Here is a 19,229-nt window from a genome sequence, read left to right as displayed (position 1 = left end):
TAACCAGATTATCTCAACAAATAAGTCTGTCCATTGATCTCAATGGTTTCCGGGTGAATGATGGTTGGGGCACCGCTTTCTAACGCTACACCTGATGGTGGTGTGTCTTTAATGCCGGTTACCTTTACTTTATCTCCAGCTTTTAGTAAAGACTGTAACTGTTCAATTGCAGGTGGAGGTAAATCTATCTGGATCTTATTATCGAGATTAAGCCCGCGGATTGCACCTCCCTGGTCACGCTTAAAATCACTGATTTTTCCTGTAAAGGTTCCAGGCTGTGCATTAACCGGAACAATAGGTACAGTTGGCGGGGTATCTACTATTTGCGTTCCATCAACCAGCAAACTTGCCATTTGGAATACATTTACACCATCTGGTCCATTATCTGTAAAGCCTTTTACAGTTACCGATTTACCCTTAGCTGCTACACTCATCAATTGTTTACCTAGTTGTTCAGGAAATCTGACCGTGATTACCTGATTGCCATTTTGCAAGGTGAAACTATTATAGATATACCTGTCATTCGTTTGGTAGGCAATAACCTTTCCGTTCAGCGAAGTTAAAACTTTTAAAGCACCGCCTTCCAAACCGCCTCTGTTTCGTTCAGGGCGAGGAAGCATTTCTCCAGGGCCTCCGGCCGGTGGTGCAGGAGGGGTATCATTTGGGCGTACCTGCGCTAGTGTTACTATACTCATCAGCGCGAAACAAGCAGTTATTGCTGTTTTTTTGATTTGACTTTTCATATGCTCTCTTTTTTTGATTTTCAATAATTTTATGATTCAAAACTACGCTTGCGATCTGAAGAGGGTATGAAAAGCGAATTAAATTTAATTCATTTGATTGTTTGATTATCCTCACAGTTTTAAAATGCGATCGTTGTCCTGAGGGGTAACTTATTTTATAAAAATCAATATGAGTGACGTTTAATTGATTTCTTTTGCCCTAAGGCGCGGTCTTGCCTCGGCTCGCCGCCGCCGAAGGGCTCTTTCTTTTTGGCATCAAAAAGTAACAAAAAATGCCGGCTGAAAATTTATTCATTTGTTGTTTATAACTTTCAACTGCATTCATGAGGGCTTCGCCGTTTTCTTTTGAAGCCAGTTGTACGGCTAAAACAGTGCAGCCCGAAAAATTTGTTAGGCCGGATTTAAGTAGAACGGGGATACCGTGCTATGGCCTAGCTGGGTGGAAATACGAAAGCAATTAAAATTCTGATTAATAACGATTTGTTAAATAACGTCAATTGTAGCTGTAGCGAAGCGGAAAACTATGAGTAAACCGAGCCTTAAGCGAGCTCACCGAAGGTAATTTATTTCAGGGCTTAATAGTAGACCCAAAACGTTAAGTTCTTTAGGAACCCAAACTTCGGAAGAACTGTATCGTTGTCAGATGGAAACATCTGACAACACGAATAATCTTAATCAAAATGACCTCAATATTTTGTTTTGCAAATGATTGTTAAACTTCATGTTAAATTAAAAAGTTTAACATGAAGTTTGATGGCTGTTTTCTTAACATTCCAATGCTTTTCCTTCCTGAATTTAACAATTCAGTATTTTTTACATCATAAATTCCTAACCAACCAAGCTCATCTTTGTAGCAAATTAGTCATTGGGTTTTGGCCAAATGAGTTGCCGTTCTGGCTAATGCAAACAAACTATAAAATATCATTCATGAAAAAAATTTACAAACTGATTTACTTTACTGAAGTACGCAGGCTGCAGGGTTTATTAATTATGCTAATGCTTTTCTCCATAAACGTAATGGCGCAAAATACCCGGAGCATCAGCGGTAGAGTTGTTGATGAAACAAACCAGCCGATTCCTGGTGTAACAGTAAGAATAAAAGGTTCAACAGGCGGAACTTCTACAAATCCTGATGGAAACTATACTATATCGGTAAAATCATCAAACGTTTTAGTTTTTTCCATGTTGGGTAGCATATCAAAGGAAGTGCCTGTTGACAATCAAATGCGGATTAACGTAACGCTTATGCCAGACAATCAGACATTGAAAGATGTTGTGGTAATCGGTTATGGTACAGCGAATAAAAAAGATGTAACCGGTTCAGTAACCTCCATTAAGTCTGAAGAGTTTAATCAGGGCGTAATGGTAAATCCCGCCCAGTTACTTCAAGGAAAGGTTGCCGGTTTAAATGTAACCAAAAGTGGCGATCCAAATGCTAAGCCATCAATTACCCTTCGTGGACCTTCTTCATTTAGAGAAGGTGCAGCACAAGAGCCTTTTTATGTTATCGATGGTGTTCCGGGAGCATCAATTGATTTATTGGCCCCTGCCGATATTGAAAGTATAGATATCTTAAAGGATGCATCCTCAACGGCAATTTATGGTTCGCGGGCATCAAATGGTGTAATTATGGTGACCACAAAAAGATCTAAAAATGGACAGGCACGCCTTTCATACAATGGTTATGCTGCGGTAGAAAAGGTTTCCAAGAAATATGATATGCTATCCGCGCCGGAGTTAAGGCAGTACCTCGCCGATAATAAACAGACTTTAAACCCGATTGATGACGATGGTTCTGATACAAATTGGCAATCGTTATTGGAGAGAACAGGTTTTTCACAGAATCATAATGTTTCTTTCGGCGGTTCTGGTCAGGCATCAGATTACGGAGCAAGCGTAAACTACCTGGATAATAAAGGAATATTAAAAAATACTTCTTTAAAACGAACTATTGTAAGGGCATATATCAACCAGAAATTTTTTAACGACAGGTTAAAACTTGGCTTAACGGTTACCAATAGCAATTCAAAAAGCTCGGATATTTATCAATCTCAGGCATTACCAAATATGCTGTTCTATTTACCAACGGTTAGTCCTTTTAACACTGATGGTACTTACAAAGAAAACTATAACCGTACCGGAAGCGGAACGAGAAATCCTTTATCAATTGTAGATAATAATGTTATCAACAACCTGAATAATAAAACATTGATTAATGGAATGGCGCAGGTGAATATTCTTGATGGCCTGAAGTTCACAGCCAGTGCTTCTTCGCAAAGGGATCAGAATAATTACAGCACTTACCTGAACAGCCAATCGGGATTAGCCAGAGGCGTTAACGGACAAGCACAGAAAATTGATATTTTAAACAAAAGTGAGGTATTGGAAGGGTATTTCAATTACGATAAAACCTTTGGCAAACACAGTTTGAAATTACTTGCAGGTTATTCATGGCAGGAAGACAGAACCAACGATGGATTTGGTGTAACCACACAAAATTTCTCAAATGATAATTTAAGCTACAATAATCTATTTCTTTCCAATCCAACCGCACTTTCTCAGATAATTTTTAATAACGCTCCTATTTCTACCATAAGATTTATTTCCTATTATGGAAGGGCGCAATACAATTACAACGAAAAATATTTATTACAGGCCTCTTTAAGACAGGATGGTTCTTCTGCTATTGGGATAAATAATCGCCGTGGTTTATTCCCTGCGGTATCTGCCGGATGGAGAATTATTGGCGAGGATTTTATGAAAGCTGTTCCGGTAGTGAGTGATTTAAAACTACGTGCAGGTTATGGAGTTTCGGGTAATAGTTTAGGTTTTGATGCCTTTTCTGCACTACTGATTTATGGTACGCCTGCCGGAAATAGTAAGTTCTTAAATAATGGCAATATCAGCAATGCAATTGGGCCGGTAAGAAATCCAAATCCGGATTTGAAATGGGAAAGTACAGCAACCACCAATATTGGTTTAGATTTCGGCTTATTTAAAGATAGAATTACAGGTTCAGTTGATTTTTATGTGAAGAAAACTTCTGATTTAATTTATGGAGATTATCAGGTTTCAACCACGCAGTTTTTCCTGCCAACTATTACGGCAAACGTTGGTAAAATCAAAAATACAGGTGTAGAGTTCTCTTTAAACGCAATTGCGGTTAAAACAGATAACTTCAAATGGACAACCTCTCCAAATATCGCTCACAATAAAAACGTTGTGGAAACCTTATCAGATGATTTCTATAAGATCTCATTCATTCAAACGGCTCAGTTGGGTGGCAAAGGCCAGTCAGGAAATTACAGTCAGCTGATTCAGCCAGGTTATGCACTGGGTACCTTCAATTTATGGAATTATGCGGGTAAAAATGCGGCTGGTGTAAGTACCTATGTTAATGCCGCCGGACAAACCATTGCTACACAACCCTTAACAACAGATGCTAAAATTGCAGGCGATGCACAACCAAAATTAATTTACGGCTGGGCAAATACCTTCAACTATAAAAATTGGGATTTGAATTTCCTTGTTCGTGGGGTATTGGGGAATAAAATCTTAAATGCAACAATGGCATCATTAAACAATCCGGCTGATGCCAAGCTGCAAAATATTCCAAGATTTACATTAGGCGAATCTTTCAACGATGCGAATGCATACCTGATTTCTGATCGTTTTGTGGAAAGTGGTTCTTACCTGCGCTTAGACAATGCAACAATCGGTTACACCATTAGACCAAAAACACAATCAATTAAAGCCATCAGACTTTATGCTACCGCGAATAATCTTTTCGTAATTACAAACTATAGCGGTATTGATCCTGAGATTAATATGGGTGGTGTAACGCCGGGCATAGACAATAACAATTATTATCCAAAAACAAGAACCTATAGTTTTGGTGTAAGTGCATCATTCTAAAAAATAAGAAAATGAAAAAGTTTATCATCCTGTTTAATATTCTTGCCTGTTTAATGGTTTTCGAATCATGCAGCAAGCTAGATGTCGATGTAGAATCGCAATACGTTAAGGAAAATTTTCCCTATACCACTGCAGATTATACGGCACTTTTTGGCACCATGTATTCTAACTTATCATCACAGTACGGCGTGCCTTATTGGAGAATGCAGGAACTTTCTACCGATGCGGCTATCCTGCCTGCACGTGATGGAAATTTTGATGATGGTGGCCAGTACCGCCAGTTGCATTACCATACCTGGACTATTGATCATCCAAATGTTAGAGATATCTGGCAGTGGGGCTTTGGCGGTATTAACAATTGTAACCGCTTAATTAATCTTACGACCGAATCAGTTGCATCTGATGCTTCAAAAGCTAAAAGCATAGCTGAAATAAAAGCAATGAGGGCCTTGTATTATTACTTTATGATGGATTTATATGGAAATGTACCTATTATAGATACCTTTCCGGTGAGTACGCCTCCTGGAAATCAAACCCGTGAAAAAGTATTCGAATTCATAGAAAAAGAACTTTTAGCTGTAGTTGCTCAATTACCGGTAAAGGATAACACTAACCGGGTTTTGGTTTATGGAAGACCAACACAGGCAATGGTTTATGCCTTATTAGAAAAAATGTATTTAAACGCTGAAGTTTATACCGGTAAACCAAGATATACAGACGCCGTTACCATGGCCGATAACATTTTGAAAAACAGCAATTATAGTCTGGATGCAAAATATAGCGATATTTTCGATGTAAACAACGGCCCGCAGATTAACGAAACCATTTTTGCAATTCCTTATGATCAGCAAATCCCTGGTAATCAGATTACAAGGTTTGGTTTTTACCCTGCTTTAGCAGCGTCTTACGGAATAAATGTTGGTTTCAGTATTTCGATGAGTACCACACCTGAATATTATAACCGCTTCAATTTGACAAACGATATTCGCAACAGCTTCTGGTTAATTGGTAAGCAATATGCACCTGATGCCAACCGTAAACCTGATTTAACCAAACCTGTTTATGTTGCAGGAACAACAACGCAAATTGAGATTACCCCTGACCTTATTTTAAAACCAGGCAAACCAATGGATTTAGGTAATACGGTTGCTGATCAGGCAAAAGGTGTCCGTTCAGTAAAATACTGGCCAGATCCAAATGCCATTCAAGCCACCAGGTTAAACGGAAACGATATGCCGGTTTTACGTCTTGCCGATGTAATGTTAATGAAAGCCGAAGCCATATTAAGAGGGGCAACAGCAACTACCGTTAACAGTGAGTTACAAACGCCTTTAGTTTTAATTAATAAAATAAGAAGCCGTGCCGGTGCAGAAAGCGCAACAACGGTTACTTTGAGTACTTTACTTGATGAACGCGCACGTGAATTTAGCTGGGAGGCCTGGAGAAGAAACGATCTGATCCGTTTCGGACAATTTGAAACAGAATACCCTTTGCCAAATGATGTTTTAAAAATGAATAAGGATCTTACCAGAAGAATCTATCCGATCCCGGCAAATGAGCTGAAGCTGAATGCAAATTTAAAACAGAACCCTGGATACTAAAATTAAAAATATGAGACTGATTACCTGTTTTGGTTTATTGCTGGTGCTACCCGCAATTGCTTTAATCACTAAAAAGGATGATTTGCCAATCAATCAAATACAGGTTATCGGCTCGCACAATAGTTATAAGCAAGCCATTAATCCTGCGCTGTTCAACGTTATAAAATTACAGGATTCGGCAGCTGCCAACAGTCTGGATTATGAACATATCCCTATGCCCGAGCAATTGGATATGGGTTTAAGAAATCTCGAAATTGATGTTTATGCTGATGAGAAAGGTGGTAAATACGCCAATCCCAGAGGTTTTGAAGAGGTAAAGGGACAACCTGCATTCGATAAAGACGGGGAAATGAATAAACCCGGATTTAAGGTGTTTCATGTTCCGGATTTAGATTTCAGGTCGTCGGCATTAACTTTTGTAGATGCATTACAGCAATTAAAGAAATGGTCAGATGCTAATCCAAACCACACACCGGTTTTTATCACTTTAGAAGCTAAAGATGACTCGATAAAGCGTAAAGGATTTACGCAGCCTGAAGTTTTTACAAGTAAAACTTTTGATGAACTGGATGCTGTGATTATTCAAAATTTAGGGAAAGAGCATATTTTAAGTCCGGATGAGGTGAGAGGCAAGTATAAAACTTTGGAAGAGGCTGTACTGGCCAAGAACTGGCCGAAACTTAGCCAGGCAAAAGGTAAATTCCTTTTCGTTCTGGATGCAAAAGACAGAAAACGCGCTACCTACATTCAAGGTCATCCTTCACTTAAAGGCCGTGTATTATTTGCAAATGCAGAACCGGGAACGCCTGAGGCGGGCTTTATGATTCGAAATAATCCTAAAGATGAGCAAATTCCTGAATTGGTAAAAAAAGGCTACCTCATCAGAACCAGGGCAGATTCGGATGCCAAGCAAGCCAGAAAAAACGATTGGAGCGATTTCGAAGCTGCCTGTAAATCTGGCGCTCAGATTATTACAACAGATTATTACAAAAAGAGCACGCATTTTAAATCAGATTATGCCATCAGTTTTGCCGATGGAAAATACTTTAGAGCGAACCCTTTATTTAAAAAGTAGGAACAGATATGAACAGAAGATCGTTATTAAAAGGAGGCTTATTAACCGGTTTGGGTTTGCCTTTTGTGGGTATGAAAGATGTAATAGCTTCGCCGGTAGTTGGGCGTAAAAAGGCGAAAAACATCATTATGATGGTGAGTGATGGGATGAGTATCGGAACGTTGAATATGGCTGATATCTATTCCAATCGCATATTTGGCAGAAGCAGCAAGTGGCTGGGGCTTTATAGAGATAATAAGGCCGTAAGAGCGCTGATGGATACCGCTTCCGCGAGTTCTTTGGTTACCGATTCTGCTGCGGCAAGTTCATCATGGGGTGGAGGCATGCGTGTTAGAAACGGATCACTAAACGTTGGCATGAAAGGGGAAAAACCCCAGCCGATTCTTCAAAAGTTTAAAGAAAAAGGTAAAAAGGTAGGTTGTGTAACCACTGTACCGATTACGCATGCAACTCCTGCAGGTTTTTGTGTAAATATTGATAACCGCGGCGGTCAGGATATTATTGCAGAAATGTATTTAGGCCTGAAATTCGATGTGATGATGGGTGGTGGGCATAAATATTTCGGGGAAAAAAGGGCAGGTGGGAACCTGATTCCGAAATATTTAACGCAGGGCTACAAAGTTGCAGAAAACAGAACGGAAATGTTAGCCCTGGATAAATCAAAACCTGTATTGGGCTTGTTTGCAGAAGATGGCATGCCTTACGAGGTCGACCGTTTGCACGACCAGGAACTCATAAAATCGACGCCAACACTGGCAGAGATGACCATGAAAGCAATCGAATTGATGAAAGACCATAAAGATGGTTTTGCATTACAGGTTGAAGGTGGTAAAGTAGATTGGGCTGCACATTCTAACGATTTGAGCGGTTTAATTTTCGATCAGCTTGCTTTTGATGAAGCTGTTGGAAAAGCAATAGAATTTGCCGAAAAAGATGGTGAAACATTGGTGATCATCACCACAGATCATGGGAATTCGAACCCTGGTTTATTTTATGCTGATGAAGCCAACAAAAAGTTCGATAGCCTTCAAAACTTCAAACGCAGTAATACCTGGCTTTTGGCGCAGCTTAATCAATCATTTAGCGAACAGAAAATAATTGATTTGATAAAAGAAAATCAAGGTTTTGAAATGAAATCAGAAGATGTAAAATCTTTATTGGTGCACTTTAAGGATATTGTTCCGGGACAGCTTTACAACGAATCGAACCTGCCGTTTTACGAGTACGGCAAAATTTTAGGTAAATATACTGATGTACAATGGGCGGGAATGAACCATACCGGAGATTATGTGGAGTTGACGATGTTTGGTCCGGGATCTGAAAATTTAAAACCTTTTGTTAAAAATTACGAGCTGCATAATTTCATGCTTAAAGCTGCAGAAATGCCTGAAGCATTTTTAGTAAAAGCTTAATCAAACGGCAAACAAATAATCAGGAGGCTGTCTCCTAAATGCGAAATGTCATCCTGAGGGTTAATTATTGTTAAAATCAATATGAGTGACGTATAATTATTTTCTCTTATCCTACGGCGCGGTCTTGCCTCGGCTCGCCGCCGCCGAAGGGCTCTTTCTTTTTGGCATCAAAAAGAAACAAAAACTGCCGGCTGAAAATTTTTCTTTAAAAGCTAGTAGGTTGGCTTGGACAGTGCAGCCCGAAAAATTTGTTAGGCCGGATTTAAGTAGAACGGGGATATCGTGCTATGGCATAGCTGGGCGAAATACTAAAGTAATTAAGCGTTGATTAATAATAATTTGTAAAATAACGTCAATGGTAGCCTGTCGAAGGACTTTAAAAAAATGTTTAAAGCGTTTCGATGCTTCGGCAAACTCAGCACAGGCTCAGCTTAATGTGGCAAAACTAAAACCAGTTGATTTATGATACAGCCTCTTTTTTAGTTCTATCTTTAAACCAGATTATGACTATTCAATCAAAATATTTTCGTTTTTTAATTTGCCTTATTTTAATACTCAATGCTGGCTATCTCCAGGCACAGGAAACTGCTAATCCTCCGGCAATAATAAACAGATCCGGAGTTTGGTTAAAGGGCGATTTGCATGTGCATTCGAGGCACAGTACAGAATCATCTAACAATTCGATTGCGAAGATTATTAATTTTTCAAAGTCAGTTGGTATGGATTATTTAGCCATAACCGACCATGATAATCATGTTAATGGCGATGTTGCGCACCATACCTGGGCCGATCCGGAATTTAAATCAGATTCGCTGCTTTTGCTTTATGGCGCCGAATGGACAACAACCAGGGGGCATGGAAATGTATTTTCTGATAAGCCCTATGACCATAAGAGATTGTATGATATCAGGGATGCCCGGGACGTCAATATTGAAAAAGTGAAGAAATCATTAGGGATCCATTTGTCGGCAAATCATCCTAGTGGAAAAGATAATTTTGGCTTTTCTTACGATTTGGTTAAATCTATCGAGGTTTGGAATTCGGCTGTTTGGCCGAAGAATGCCAACGCAATAATGATTTGGGATGACATGCTTTCTTCGGGCAGGATGATGACAGGCCGAGGTGGAAGCGATACCCATCATGGCGTGCCTACCACAGCTGAAAAACCTAGTGCAAATACATATCAGGCGGAATTTAATTATGTAGGTACACCAACAACCTGGGTTTTTGCAAAACAACGTAGCCTTACCGCAATTATAGATGCTTTAGATCATGGAAAAGCTGCTGTAAGTTCCAATCCTTTCGCGCCAAGAGTTGAGTTTTATGCTGATTATAAATGTAATGGTAAGTTTGAAATGATGATGGGCGATAATGCAATTTCAAAGGGTAAACCAATAAAGTTTCAGGTGCAATTGATTGGCAATAAATTACCCAAAGAGCAATATACTGTTACCGTAATCAAGAATGGAGCAAAGCTGAACAGCTTTCATGTTAGCGGTGAAGTTCCTGCTTTTCAATTTACCGATACACCAGATTTAAAGGGCCGCACCTATTACCGTGTTACAGTAGAAGGTAAAAATACTGATTACCCACAAGTACCAAAGTCTGCCGGGTTAAGCGAAAAAATGGTGGCGCTATCCAATCCGATTTACTTTAATTTTGATCCTAAATTTTAATTATAGCCAGGACTGTATCATAAATTGTAATTCACTTGGAATTTGTCACATTGAGCCTGTCGAAACGCCTTTTAAGGCATTTAAAACAGGTCCTTCGACAAGCTCTACCATGGGCAGAATCTATCAGTACGGCCGTCGTTCTCGCGCAGGCGGGAATCTTAAAGCGCTTGCATTACGATTCCCAATCAAGTTGGGAATGACGATTCCTCTCAGCCTATAATTCGCTAAAAAATCTGTCATTTTAAGCAATTAATTATCCCTCAGGATTGCAATTCTATATTTATAACACAGCCTCCATTTTTTTTATAATCAGAATTATAGATTAGATTTTTAGAATCATCAAAGCAAAATGCTATAAATATCAGCATTTTAATATATCGCCAGGTCTGGCTTTATGTTCGTAGTTTTGGATTCAATTTTTTTTATAATTTTACTGGCTATGAGCAACCAACATAATCATACTGATGAAGAACTGATCGTAATGTTGAGGGAGAACGAAGTGGTTGCTTTCAAGAAAATTTATACTAAGTATTGGTATGATTTATATTTAATTACCAATAAAAGATTAAGGTCTAAAGAAGCTGCAGAAGAGATTATCCAGAATTTCTTCACAACATTCTGGATCAATCGGAAAAAAATAAATATCAAAGGGTCTTTAAAGGCTTATCTCCATTCCGCTATCCGCTATTCAATTATTGATTATCTGGCTAAGGAGGCTACCCGGAACAATTACCTCGAACTGCTTTCATTTAGTTATCAGGAGGCTACGAATACCACTGAAGAAACCATATTTATAAAAGAGTTGGAAAACGGAATTAACGGAGTGATTTCTAAGTTACCTGCAAAATGCAGAAAGGTATTTGAACTCAGCAGGAAGGAGCATAAATCTAATAAGGAAATTGCCGAATTACTGGGGTTGTCTGAAAAGACGGTAGAAAATCATATTACCAATGCGTTAAAGCACTTTAGGGTACATTATAAGGTGATTTTGATTGCTTCTGGTTTTGCCTGGTTACTCCGTTAAATACAGTCGCCCGTACATCCGGGATGCATTTTAAATTTTTTTCATTTTTTTTTGGGGGCTAGGGGCAGGTCATCCGACTATACTATTAACGAACCAAATATAACTACGTATCAACATGGGCAGATCAATAGCCGTTTCCCTACTTAAAAAATATCTTTCTGGTGATTGTAGTGTTAGTGAGATAAAAGAAGTAGATCAATGGTTTGATAGTATGGATGAGGTACCTGAAGATCTTGCAGGCCTTTCTGATGACCAGCGTAAGTTCGTGGAAGATAAAATTTTTGAACGCATTTTGTTCAATATCGAAGCTAAAAGTCAGCAAAAGATCATATCAGTTCCTAAAAAATCAATACGTATAAGCACAGTGTTTTGGGCGGCAGCATCACTTGTGGTGGTTCTGGGTGCGGTGCTGACCTGGAGATATAATTCGCAGCTGCACCTGCAAAATCAAACTGCAAAATTACATCAATCCATTCATATAAAACCAGGTGGCAATAGGGCGGTTCTGACATTAGGCGATGGATCGTCAGTGGTATTAACAGAAGCCAAAATAGGTGCACTGGCCGACCAGCAAAATGTTAGTGTTGTAAAAACAGCTGAAGGCGAACTCAGCTATAAAATGCATACCGGATCTGCATCTTCAAAAATAAGCTTTAATAAGATTGCTACGCCGCTTGGTGGGAAATATAGTGTGGTTTTGCCTGATGGAAGTAAAGCTTGGTTAAACGCGAAATCAAGCTTACGGTTCCCAACTGCTTTTACTGGCGCTGAAAGGGTTGTACAGATGACAGGCGAAGTATATTTCGAAGTAGCTAAGAATCCCAAACAACCGTTTAAGGTACAATCGGGTGGAACAGAAATTAGGGTACTGGGTACTCATTTTAACGTAATGGCTTATGACGATGAGGCCGGGCAGAAAACAACGTTAATTGAAGGCAGCATCCATTTATCATCTGGTAAATTTTCACAGCTTTTGAAGCCCGGACAACAAGCCCTGGTAAATCCCTTTGGCATAAACGTGAATAACAATTGCGATCTGGAAGCTGTAATGGCCTGGAGAAACGATCTTTTCATCTTTAAGGATATGGAGATCAAAGAAATTGCCAGGCAGTTGGTTCGATGGTATGATATTCAGGTTGTATTTAGAGGAACACCTTCCAAAATATCTTATACGGGAACAATATCTAAAGATGTAGAACTTTCAGAGTTGTTAAATATGCTTCAATTCACAGGATTAAAATATGAATTGAACGGACGTGTGCTAACTATAATCGATTAAAGAGATTTAATCGGCAGAAAATAAATTTTAACCAAATAAACATTCAAACATGAGAAACTACTACAACACTGTATAATGTAAAGGCGTAACCGTGCTTTTTAAGAAAAAACCGGATAGTGTTCGCAGCACATCCGGTTATTGTAAAGGTTACTTACAATCCGATTTAGACAACATTATAATTTAACCAAAACTCCATAAAGATATGAATTTATTTTTTAGGATCAGGCAGGTATTGCGCCGTGATTCTTACCAAATCTTGTTAACAATGAGACTCGTAGTGCTTTTTTTTACGCTTACCCTTATGCAGGTTAGTGCTAGCAGCTTCAGTCAGAATCTAACGCTTAAACAGAATAATTCTGACATTATTTCCATCTTAAAGCAAATAGAAAAACAGAGTGGTTACCACTTGCTTTTCAGACGTGCTGATATAGACGATAAGTATAAAATAAACCTTAACGTAACCGACATGCCTATTGAGCAGGTAATGGGCGTAGTTTTGAAAAATACCAACCTCGATTTCAAAATCATCAAAAAAACAATTATTCTTAAAAAGAATACCTATTCGCCATTTACAACTATCTCCGTTCGGGATATAGAGGTTTCTGGTACTGTGAGTGATGAAAAGGGAGTAACGCTTCCAGGGGTAGCCGTTAATGTGAAGGGTACCAAACAATCAACCATGACAGATATTAATGGTAAATACAAGATTTCGCTGCCTGCCGGATCAACCACCCTCGTGTTTTCTTTTGTTGGGATGGAACCCCGGGAGATTAGTCCGGGCAATAATCGCGTACTGAATGTGGTACTTAAGGCACAGACTACATCACTTTCTGATGTAGTGGTAATTGGTTACGGAGATCAAAAACGTACAGATCTTAATGGATCTATTTCGTCTGTAAAAGCTGCCGATATTGCCAATGTGCCTCAAGTCAGTATCGATCAGATGCTGCAAGGCAGGGCTTCAGGACTTACCATTACGCAAAACTCTGGTGCACCCGGTAGCAATACATCTGTACGCGTACGTGGAGTAACCTCTTTAAGCGGTAGTAATGAGCCTTTATATGTGATAGATGGTGTGCCAATTTCAGGCGATGCAGGCAATCAGAGTACCAGCGGAAGATCTCCTTTACAGGCTTCATCTTCTAATGCCAATTCGCAGACTACCGTAAGTCCGTTGTCATTGATTAATCCAAATGACATTGAGTCGATTGATGTACTAAAAGATGCATCTGCAACAGCAATATACGGAAACCGGGCTTCGAACGGGGTAATTATCATCACTACTAAAAGGGGTAGGAATGGTAATTCTTCGATAAATTATGATGGTTATTACGGTTTCCAGCGTGTGGCAAGGTATCTGGATGTAATGAATCTTCGCCAGTATGCAGCACTTCAAAACTCACTGGGTGATATTTACGGTACCGGAAGAAGAGTTGAGTTTGCAGATCCTTCAGTATTGGGAGAGGGTACCAACTGGCAAAAGGAAATATTTACAACTGCACCACAGCAGAGTCATCAGGTAGCTGTTTCTGGCGGTAAAGAAGGGTTAAACTACTACATTTCTGGTGGATACCTTGGACAGGATGGTACAGTTATCGGTTCTGATTTTCGCCGCTACAGTCTTCGGATAAATGCTGATGCCCAGGTGAAGGAATGGTTTAAACTTGGAATTACCTTAACCGGAAGCCGGTCTGCAGAAAATGTAGTGACCAGTGATAATAACGGGGTTATTTACAATGCTTTACTGCAGGCTCCTGATTTAGCTGTAACTAACCTTGATGGTTCGTATACTGGTCCTTCTGTATTTGACCCACTTGCTGCCGCTGCTGCATTAAATCCGGTGGCCCAGGCTCAGCAAATCAAAAATAAATTGAACAGAAGTAACATTAATACCAATATTTATAATGAAATTAAGTTTATCAAATCATTATCGCTGAGATCAGAACTTGGAGGTGATTTTAATTTCTCCGATAATAATGTTTTTACGCCAAGCTATTCATGGGGCCGTTTTACTAATCCTACTGCATCTTTGAAGGAAAGGTATCAGCAAAGTACCTTTTTGATCTGGAAAGAATATTTTAATTATAACCAGACTTTTGGTCAAAAGCATAACATTAGTGCAATTCTGGGTTACGAGGTTCAACAGTCAAACTGGAGAGGGATTGAGGGAACGCGCCAGGGGTTTTATAGTAACGACGTGCAATCGTTGAATTTAGGTCAGGCCATAACGGCTACCAATGATGAATATATTGGTACGCAACGCCAGGAATCAATCTATGCGCGTGCCATTTATACCTATAACTCGAGATATAACCTTACTTCTACAATCAGGAGAGACAAGACTTCTAAGTTTGCCGAAGGTTCTCAGTCAGGTTATTTCCCATCATTTGCTGCTTCATGGAAATTGTCTGAAGAACCATTTATGCAGGGGATTAATAAGGTCGTAAGTGGGCTTAAGATCCGTTTGGGTTACGGACAGGTGGGCAACCAGGATGTTCCCAATTATTTATACAGTTCTTTGTTAAGATCTTCACAAACAGGTTTAGGTACTGGTTTTCTAGCCGGACGGATTGATAACAAATTATTGAAATGGCAAACCTCTATCCAATACAATGCTGGAGTGGATATGCGCTTTTTAAACGGTAAGATCAGTACGAGTATAGATGTTTATAAGAAAACATCAAAAGACTTCTTGTTTCAGCTTACCCTTCCTGCCTATTTAGTCGGTGGTCCTGATTATTTAGGAGGTATTAACCCACCGTATGTAAATCTTGGAAAGATTGAAAACGTAGGCTTTGATTTGAGTATTAACTCGCACAATATTGATAAGACAAATTTTAAGTGGAATACAAGTGTAGTTCTTTCGCATTATAATAATGAGGTTAAAGAGCTTGGTAATGGCCTTACCGAACTCTTCGGAACAGTAACCAATGCTTATCTGCAATCTCCGGTTACCCGTACAGTAGTGGGCGGATCTGTAGGTGAATTTTATGGTTATAAAGTAAAGGGAATATTTAAAACAGCAGCGCAACTTCAATCCGCTCCGGTACAATTCGGGCGTACTATTGCCAATAACAGTAGTAGCACATGGCTGGGCGATGTGCAATATGAAGATGTAAATGGCGATGGCGTAATCAATGAGAAAGACCGTACAGCGATCGGAAATCCAAATCCTAAATTCACGTATGGCATTACCAATACTTTTAGTTATAAAGCTTTTGATTTTACCTTATTCCTGAACGGATCTTACGGTTCAAAAATTATGAATTTGTTAAACAATACCATGGGTAACCTGGCGGCTGTATATCAAAACCAATATGCAGCATATAGTAATTTCTGGTCACCACAAAATCCGGATTCTAATATTCCTGCACCTAAAATCGGTATTGATAATCCCAACCTGTTTGTATCTGACCGTTATGTGGAAAGTGGATCTTTTTTACGCATCCAGAACGTGAGTCTTGGTTATAGGGTACCTGCTTCGTGGATTAGAAAATTTAAATTCTCTAATTTAAAAGTTTACTCAAGTGTACAAAACCTTTACACATTTACAAAATATAAGGGCTACGATCCGGAAATCGGAGCGATGAATCAGAGTGCCATTTTAAATAATATCGACCTGGGAAGATATCCAATTGCCAGGACCATCACTTTTGGAATAAATGCACAATTTTAGTGACCTACAATTATTTAAACAAAATGAAATCATATTTAATATACAGCTTTATTTTTATGGCCATTGTTAGCACTGGCTGTAAAAAAGACTTTTTTAATATTCCTCCACAAGATGCACTTAGTGCTGATAATTTTTATCAAAACACCGAACAGGTTCAGGCCAGTACCATTGCCTTGTACAACTCTCCGTGGTTTGATTGGAATGCCAAAGCTTCCTGGTGTATTTCTGAATTATTAAGTGGCAATGCACACACTTATTCTCCGGATGTTATCAATTTTGGAAATTTTTCTGTAACAGGAGATAATACCCAATTGGCATCTGCCTGGAATTCTCTATACAGTGTAGTTGCCCAGTCTAATGCCTTGATTAATAACCTGAAAGCAAAAGTACCAGCCAGTGTGCCGGCACCAATAGTGAATAATGCAATTGGCGAAGCTAGATTTATGCGGGCTATAGCCTATTTTTATTTGGTAAGAACATGGGGAAATGTGCCGATTATCGAAAATAGCCTGGATCATGTAAGCAATTATCAGATTAACACCAATCCGGTAACTGATGTTTATAAGTTCATTATAAATGATCTCAAGTTTGCTGAAGATAATTGTGATAAAATGATCAGAACAGGTTCTGTTTCTCAGGGTAAAGTATCCAGCGGATCAGCGTCTGCATTATTATCTAAGGTTTATTTATACATGCGTGATTATTCGAATGCCCGGATAAAAGCAGAACAGGTGATTAACAGTGGCGAATTTAAATTGTATGGAATAGATATTTCCGGCAAAACTTACGCCGACTTGTTTAAGACTGCCAATAATAATAACGAAGAGAGTATTGCCGCTATTCAATGGTTGGGTGGATCTTCGTATGGCCATGGTAATGCACTACAATCTTTTCTTGCATATAACTCTGAAATTACGGGTACAGGAGACGGTTACGGAAGCGTTACGCCTTCTATCGATTTGCTTACCGCTTTCGAGGCAGGCGATTTAAGGAAAAAGCCAACGGTAATGACACAGGGAGATGTTTATCCTGAAATTAACCAGGCCAAAGGTGGCTACACTTTACCTGCCGGAGCGGTAGCTCAAGGCATGCCAGCTTTCATTAAAAAATATGTAGTAGGAACACCTGCAGATAATGGCGGTAAAGGTGCATCATTTTCGGCAGGCAATAATACTTACCTGATGCGTTATGCTGATGTATTGTTAATCGAAGCAGAGGCAGTTCTTGCAGGTGCCGATCGTACTGCTGATGATGCGGCATTGATACCTTTTAACAAAATCAGAAAAAGAGCCGGACTCATTCCTAAAACCTCCATTACTATCCAGGATATTTATCAGGAACGTCGTATGGAATTTGTATTTGAGGCTGATTATTGGTTTGATTTGGGCCGGTTAGATGGTTTTAATGTTACCTCGCATCCTAAAGCAATTGCAATTATTGCCAATCAGGAAAGAGGAATTTACAGCAATACCACACCCGTTGTAATCTGGGGGCAAAAGTATACCCCAACTGATGCAAATTTCCGTTTGCCATATCCTACAACAGAAACCATTCTAAATCCTAAATTACTATTGGCTCCGGTGCCTTACAATTTTAAATAAGCTATTATGAAAACGTTATATAAAAATACTATAGCCCTTTATCTGATTGGCGTCTTCTGCATGCTGATCTTTGCAACCTCGTGCAAAAAAGACAAAGAAGGAGAGGGCGCACCAAGCATTACAAGGATTCGTACGTTAGTAAGGCCGGGAGATAGTAAAGTTACTCCGCTGGATTCAACAGTTACTTCCGGCGATGTTGGTGTTACTTATGTTATAGAAGGGGTAAATTTGAAATCGACCAACAAAGTAGAATTCAATGGGGCTTCAGCCGATCTTAATACCGCTCTTTTTAGTGATAACAGCATTGTGGTGACGATCCCAGCAACCGCTACCTGGATCAATCAAACAGGAAAATTAACACTAAGCAATTCTTTCGGTACCACTTCCTTTAATTTTAGCATTAAACAACCTGCTCCGGCGATTAGTGATTTGAGTCAGTTTGCCGGTAATCCCGGCGATGTAATTACCATTACCGGCTTGCGTTTTGATCAGGTATCAAGCGTTAAGTTCGGTACAACAGAAGCTAAGGTAATCTCTTCAAGTAGCACTGAACTTAAGGTAACTGTTCCAACGGGTGCGCTGGGTGCAGTAAGTGTTACTACTCCGGGAGGTACAGGTACTGGTCCATACGTTTCATACGATGGCGTTGTGGTTCCAATATTACTGCCATTTGGATTTAGCCATTTATTTTACGATGATGGAATAACAGCTGGTTACGATTTCAATTTCGGAGGTGCTAACGCAGATGTGAATAGTACGGAGATGGTAAAACGTGGCACCCATTCAATCAAACTTAGCTATACCGGAAATTACGCAGGATATGCAGTAGGCAGTAATAATGCAGTTGACCTAAGTGATAAAACCTATGTTAAGTTTTCTATTTATGGCACAGCGGGTACTGAAGGTAAAGTGGTAAAGGTTGCATTAGATGATTTTGACAACCGTAACGTAAGTGTTGTACTGCATGCCGGCAAGTGGACAAATTATGTGGTTCCATTGGATCGTTTCCAGAATGCCAGTCATCCCGGCAAACCTGCAAGTCTAAGTTGGATCGGGTTTCAGGAATTGAGTGCCAATGCACCGGAAACGATTTACCTGGATGATATTGGTGTTTACTAATTTAATTATAGGAAATATTTCAATTTAATGAGGTTGTATTATAGAACGTAATTCTAATCGGATTTGTCACGTTGAGCCTGTCGAAACGCCTTGTAAGATATTTAAAAC

Annotated in this window: 11 protein-coding genes; 10 read left to right on the top strand and 1 reads right to left on the bottom strand. The window is 39.3% G+C overall.

Translation table 11 applies throughout. From position 1 onward, the window contains the following. Window positions 1-8: 8 nt before the first annotated feature. A complete protein-coding gene (locus KYH19_RS15110) occupies window positions 9-743 on the bottom strand; it encodes an OB-fold nucleic acid binding domain-containing protein (protein WP_219075714.1) in 735 nt (244 codons plus the stop codon). 927 nt (window positions 744-1,670) lie between these two features. Between KYH19_RS15110 and KYH19_RS15105 the strand changes: the two genes are divergently transcribed. The 10 genes from KYH19_RS15105 to KYH19_RS15060 all read left to right on the top strand — a co-directional run bounded on the left by KYH19_RS15105 (window position 1,671) and on the right by KYH19_RS15060 (window position 19,121). Further along, window positions 1,671-4,658: a TonB-dependent receptor gene (locus KYH19_RS15105; protein ID WP_219075713.1), complete on the top strand. Its 2,988-nt coding sequence runs from the start codon at window positions 1,671-1,673 to the stop codon at window positions 4,656-4,658. Between the two features lie 11 nt (window positions 4,659-4,669). Beyond that, window positions 4,670-6,259, top strand: a complete 1,590-nt coding sequence (locus KYH19_RS15100; RefSeq protein WP_255562438.1) for a RagB/SusD family nutrient uptake outer membrane protein — start codon at window positions 4,670-4,672, stop codon at window positions 6,257-6,259. 10 nt (window positions 6,260-6,269) lie between these two features. Continuing rightward, window positions 6,270-7,334 (top strand): phosphatidylinositol-specific phospholipase C1-like protein, encoded by a 1,065-nt coding sequence (locus tag KYH19_RS15095; protein ID WP_219075712.1) that lies wholly within the window; start codon window positions 6,270-6,272, stop codon window positions 7,332-7,334. An 8-nt stretch (window positions 7,335-7,342) separates the two neighbouring features. Continuing rightward, on the top strand, window positions 7,343-8,746 hold the full coding sequence (locus KYH19_RS15090; protein WP_219075711.1) for an alkaline phosphatase: 1,404 nt from the start codon (window positions 7,343-7,345) through the stop codon (window positions 8,744-8,746). 503 nt (window positions 8,747-9,249) lie between these two features. Continuing rightward, window positions 9,250-10,422, top strand: coding sequence for a CehA/McbA family metallohydrolase (locus KYH19_RS15085; protein ID WP_219075710.1), 1,173 nt, complete (start codon window positions 9,250-9,252; stop codon window positions 10,420-10,422). 439 nt (window positions 10,423-10,861) lie between these two features. Beyond that, window positions 10,862-11,446 (top strand): RNA polymerase sigma-70 factor, encoded by a 585-nt coding sequence (locus KYH19_RS15080; RefSeq protein ID WP_165902687.1) that lies wholly within the window; start codon window positions 10,862-10,864, stop codon window positions 11,444-11,446. 115 nt (window positions 11,447-11,561) lie between these two features. Beyond that, on the top strand, window positions 11,562-12,725 hold the full coding sequence (locus KYH19_RS15075) for a FecR family protein (RefSeq protein ID WP_219075709.1): 1,164 nt from the start codon (window positions 11,562-11,564) through the stop codon (window positions 12,723-12,725). A 202-nt stretch (window positions 12,726-12,927) separates the two neighbouring features. After that, window positions 12,928-16,401, top strand: a complete 3,474-nt coding sequence (locus KYH19_RS15070) for a TonB-dependent receptor (RefSeq protein ID WP_255562437.1) — start codon at window positions 12,928-12,930, stop codon at window positions 16,399-16,401. 23 nt (window positions 16,402-16,424) lie between these two features. Further along, window positions 16,425-18,002, top strand: a complete 1,578-nt coding sequence (locus tag KYH19_RS15065; protein ID WP_219075708.1) for a RagB/SusD family nutrient uptake outer membrane protein — start codon at window positions 16,425-16,427, stop codon at window positions 18,000-18,002. 6 nt (window positions 18,003-18,008) lie between these two features. Beyond that, window positions 18,009-19,121, top strand: coding sequence for an IPT/TIG domain-containing protein (locus tag KYH19_RS15060; protein ID WP_219075707.1), 1,113 nt, complete (start codon window positions 18,009-18,011; stop codon window positions 19,119-19,121). Window positions 19,122-19,229 lie beyond the last annotated feature (108 nt).

The organism is Pedobacter sp. D749 (genome assembly GCF_019317285.1).
Lineage (GTDB): Bacteria > Bacteroidota > Bacteroidia > Sphingobacteriales > Sphingobacteriaceae > Pedobacter.
Note: the sequence above shows the minus strand (reverse complement) of the source record. Positions and strands in the feature narration are given on the sequence as shown.

Bases quoted from the DNA above. Each gene is read 5' to 3' on its own strand.
- KYH19_RS15085 (WP_219075710.1), top strand. From the start codon at position 9,250: ATGACTATTCAATCAAAATATTTTCGTTTTTTAATTTGCCTTATTTTA.
- KYH19_RS15070 (WP_255562437.1), top strand. From the start codon at position 12,928: ATGAATTTATTTTTTAGGATCAGGCAGGTATTGCGCCGTGATTCTTAC.
- KYH19_RS15065 (WP_219075708.1), top strand. From the start codon at position 16,425: ATGAAATCATATTTAATATACAGCTTTATTTTTATGGCCATTGTTAGC.
- KYH19_RS15060 (WP_219075707.1), top strand. From the start codon at position 18,009: ATGAAAACGTTATATAAAAATACTATAGCCCTTTATCTGATTGGCGTC.
- KYH19_RS15105 (WP_219075713.1), top strand. From the start codon at position 1,671: ATGAAAAAAATTTACAAACTGATTTACTTTACTGAAGTACGCAGGCTG.
- KYH19_RS15100 (WP_255562438.1), top strand. From the start codon at position 4,670: ATGAAAAAGTTTATCATCCTGTTTAATATTCTTGCCTGTTTAATGGTT.
- KYH19_RS15090 (WP_219075711.1), top strand. From the start codon at position 7,343: ATGAACAGAAGATCGTTATTAAAAGGAGGCTTATTAACCGGTTTGGGT.
- KYH19_RS15110 (WP_219075714.1), bottom strand. From the start codon at position 743: ATGAAAAGTCAAATCAAAAAAACAGCAATAACTGCTTGTTTCGCGCTG.
- KYH19_RS15095 (WP_219075712.1), top strand. From the start codon at position 6,270: ATGAGACTGATTACCTGTTTTGGTTTATTGCTGGTGCTACCCGCAATT.
- KYH19_RS15080 (WP_165902687.1), top strand. From the start codon at position 10,862: ATGAGCAACCAACATAATCATACTGATGAAGAACTGATCGTAATGTTG.
- KYH19_RS15075 (WP_219075709.1), top strand. From the start codon at position 11,562: ATGGGCAGATCAATAGCCGTTTCCCTACTTAAAAAATATCTTTCTGGT.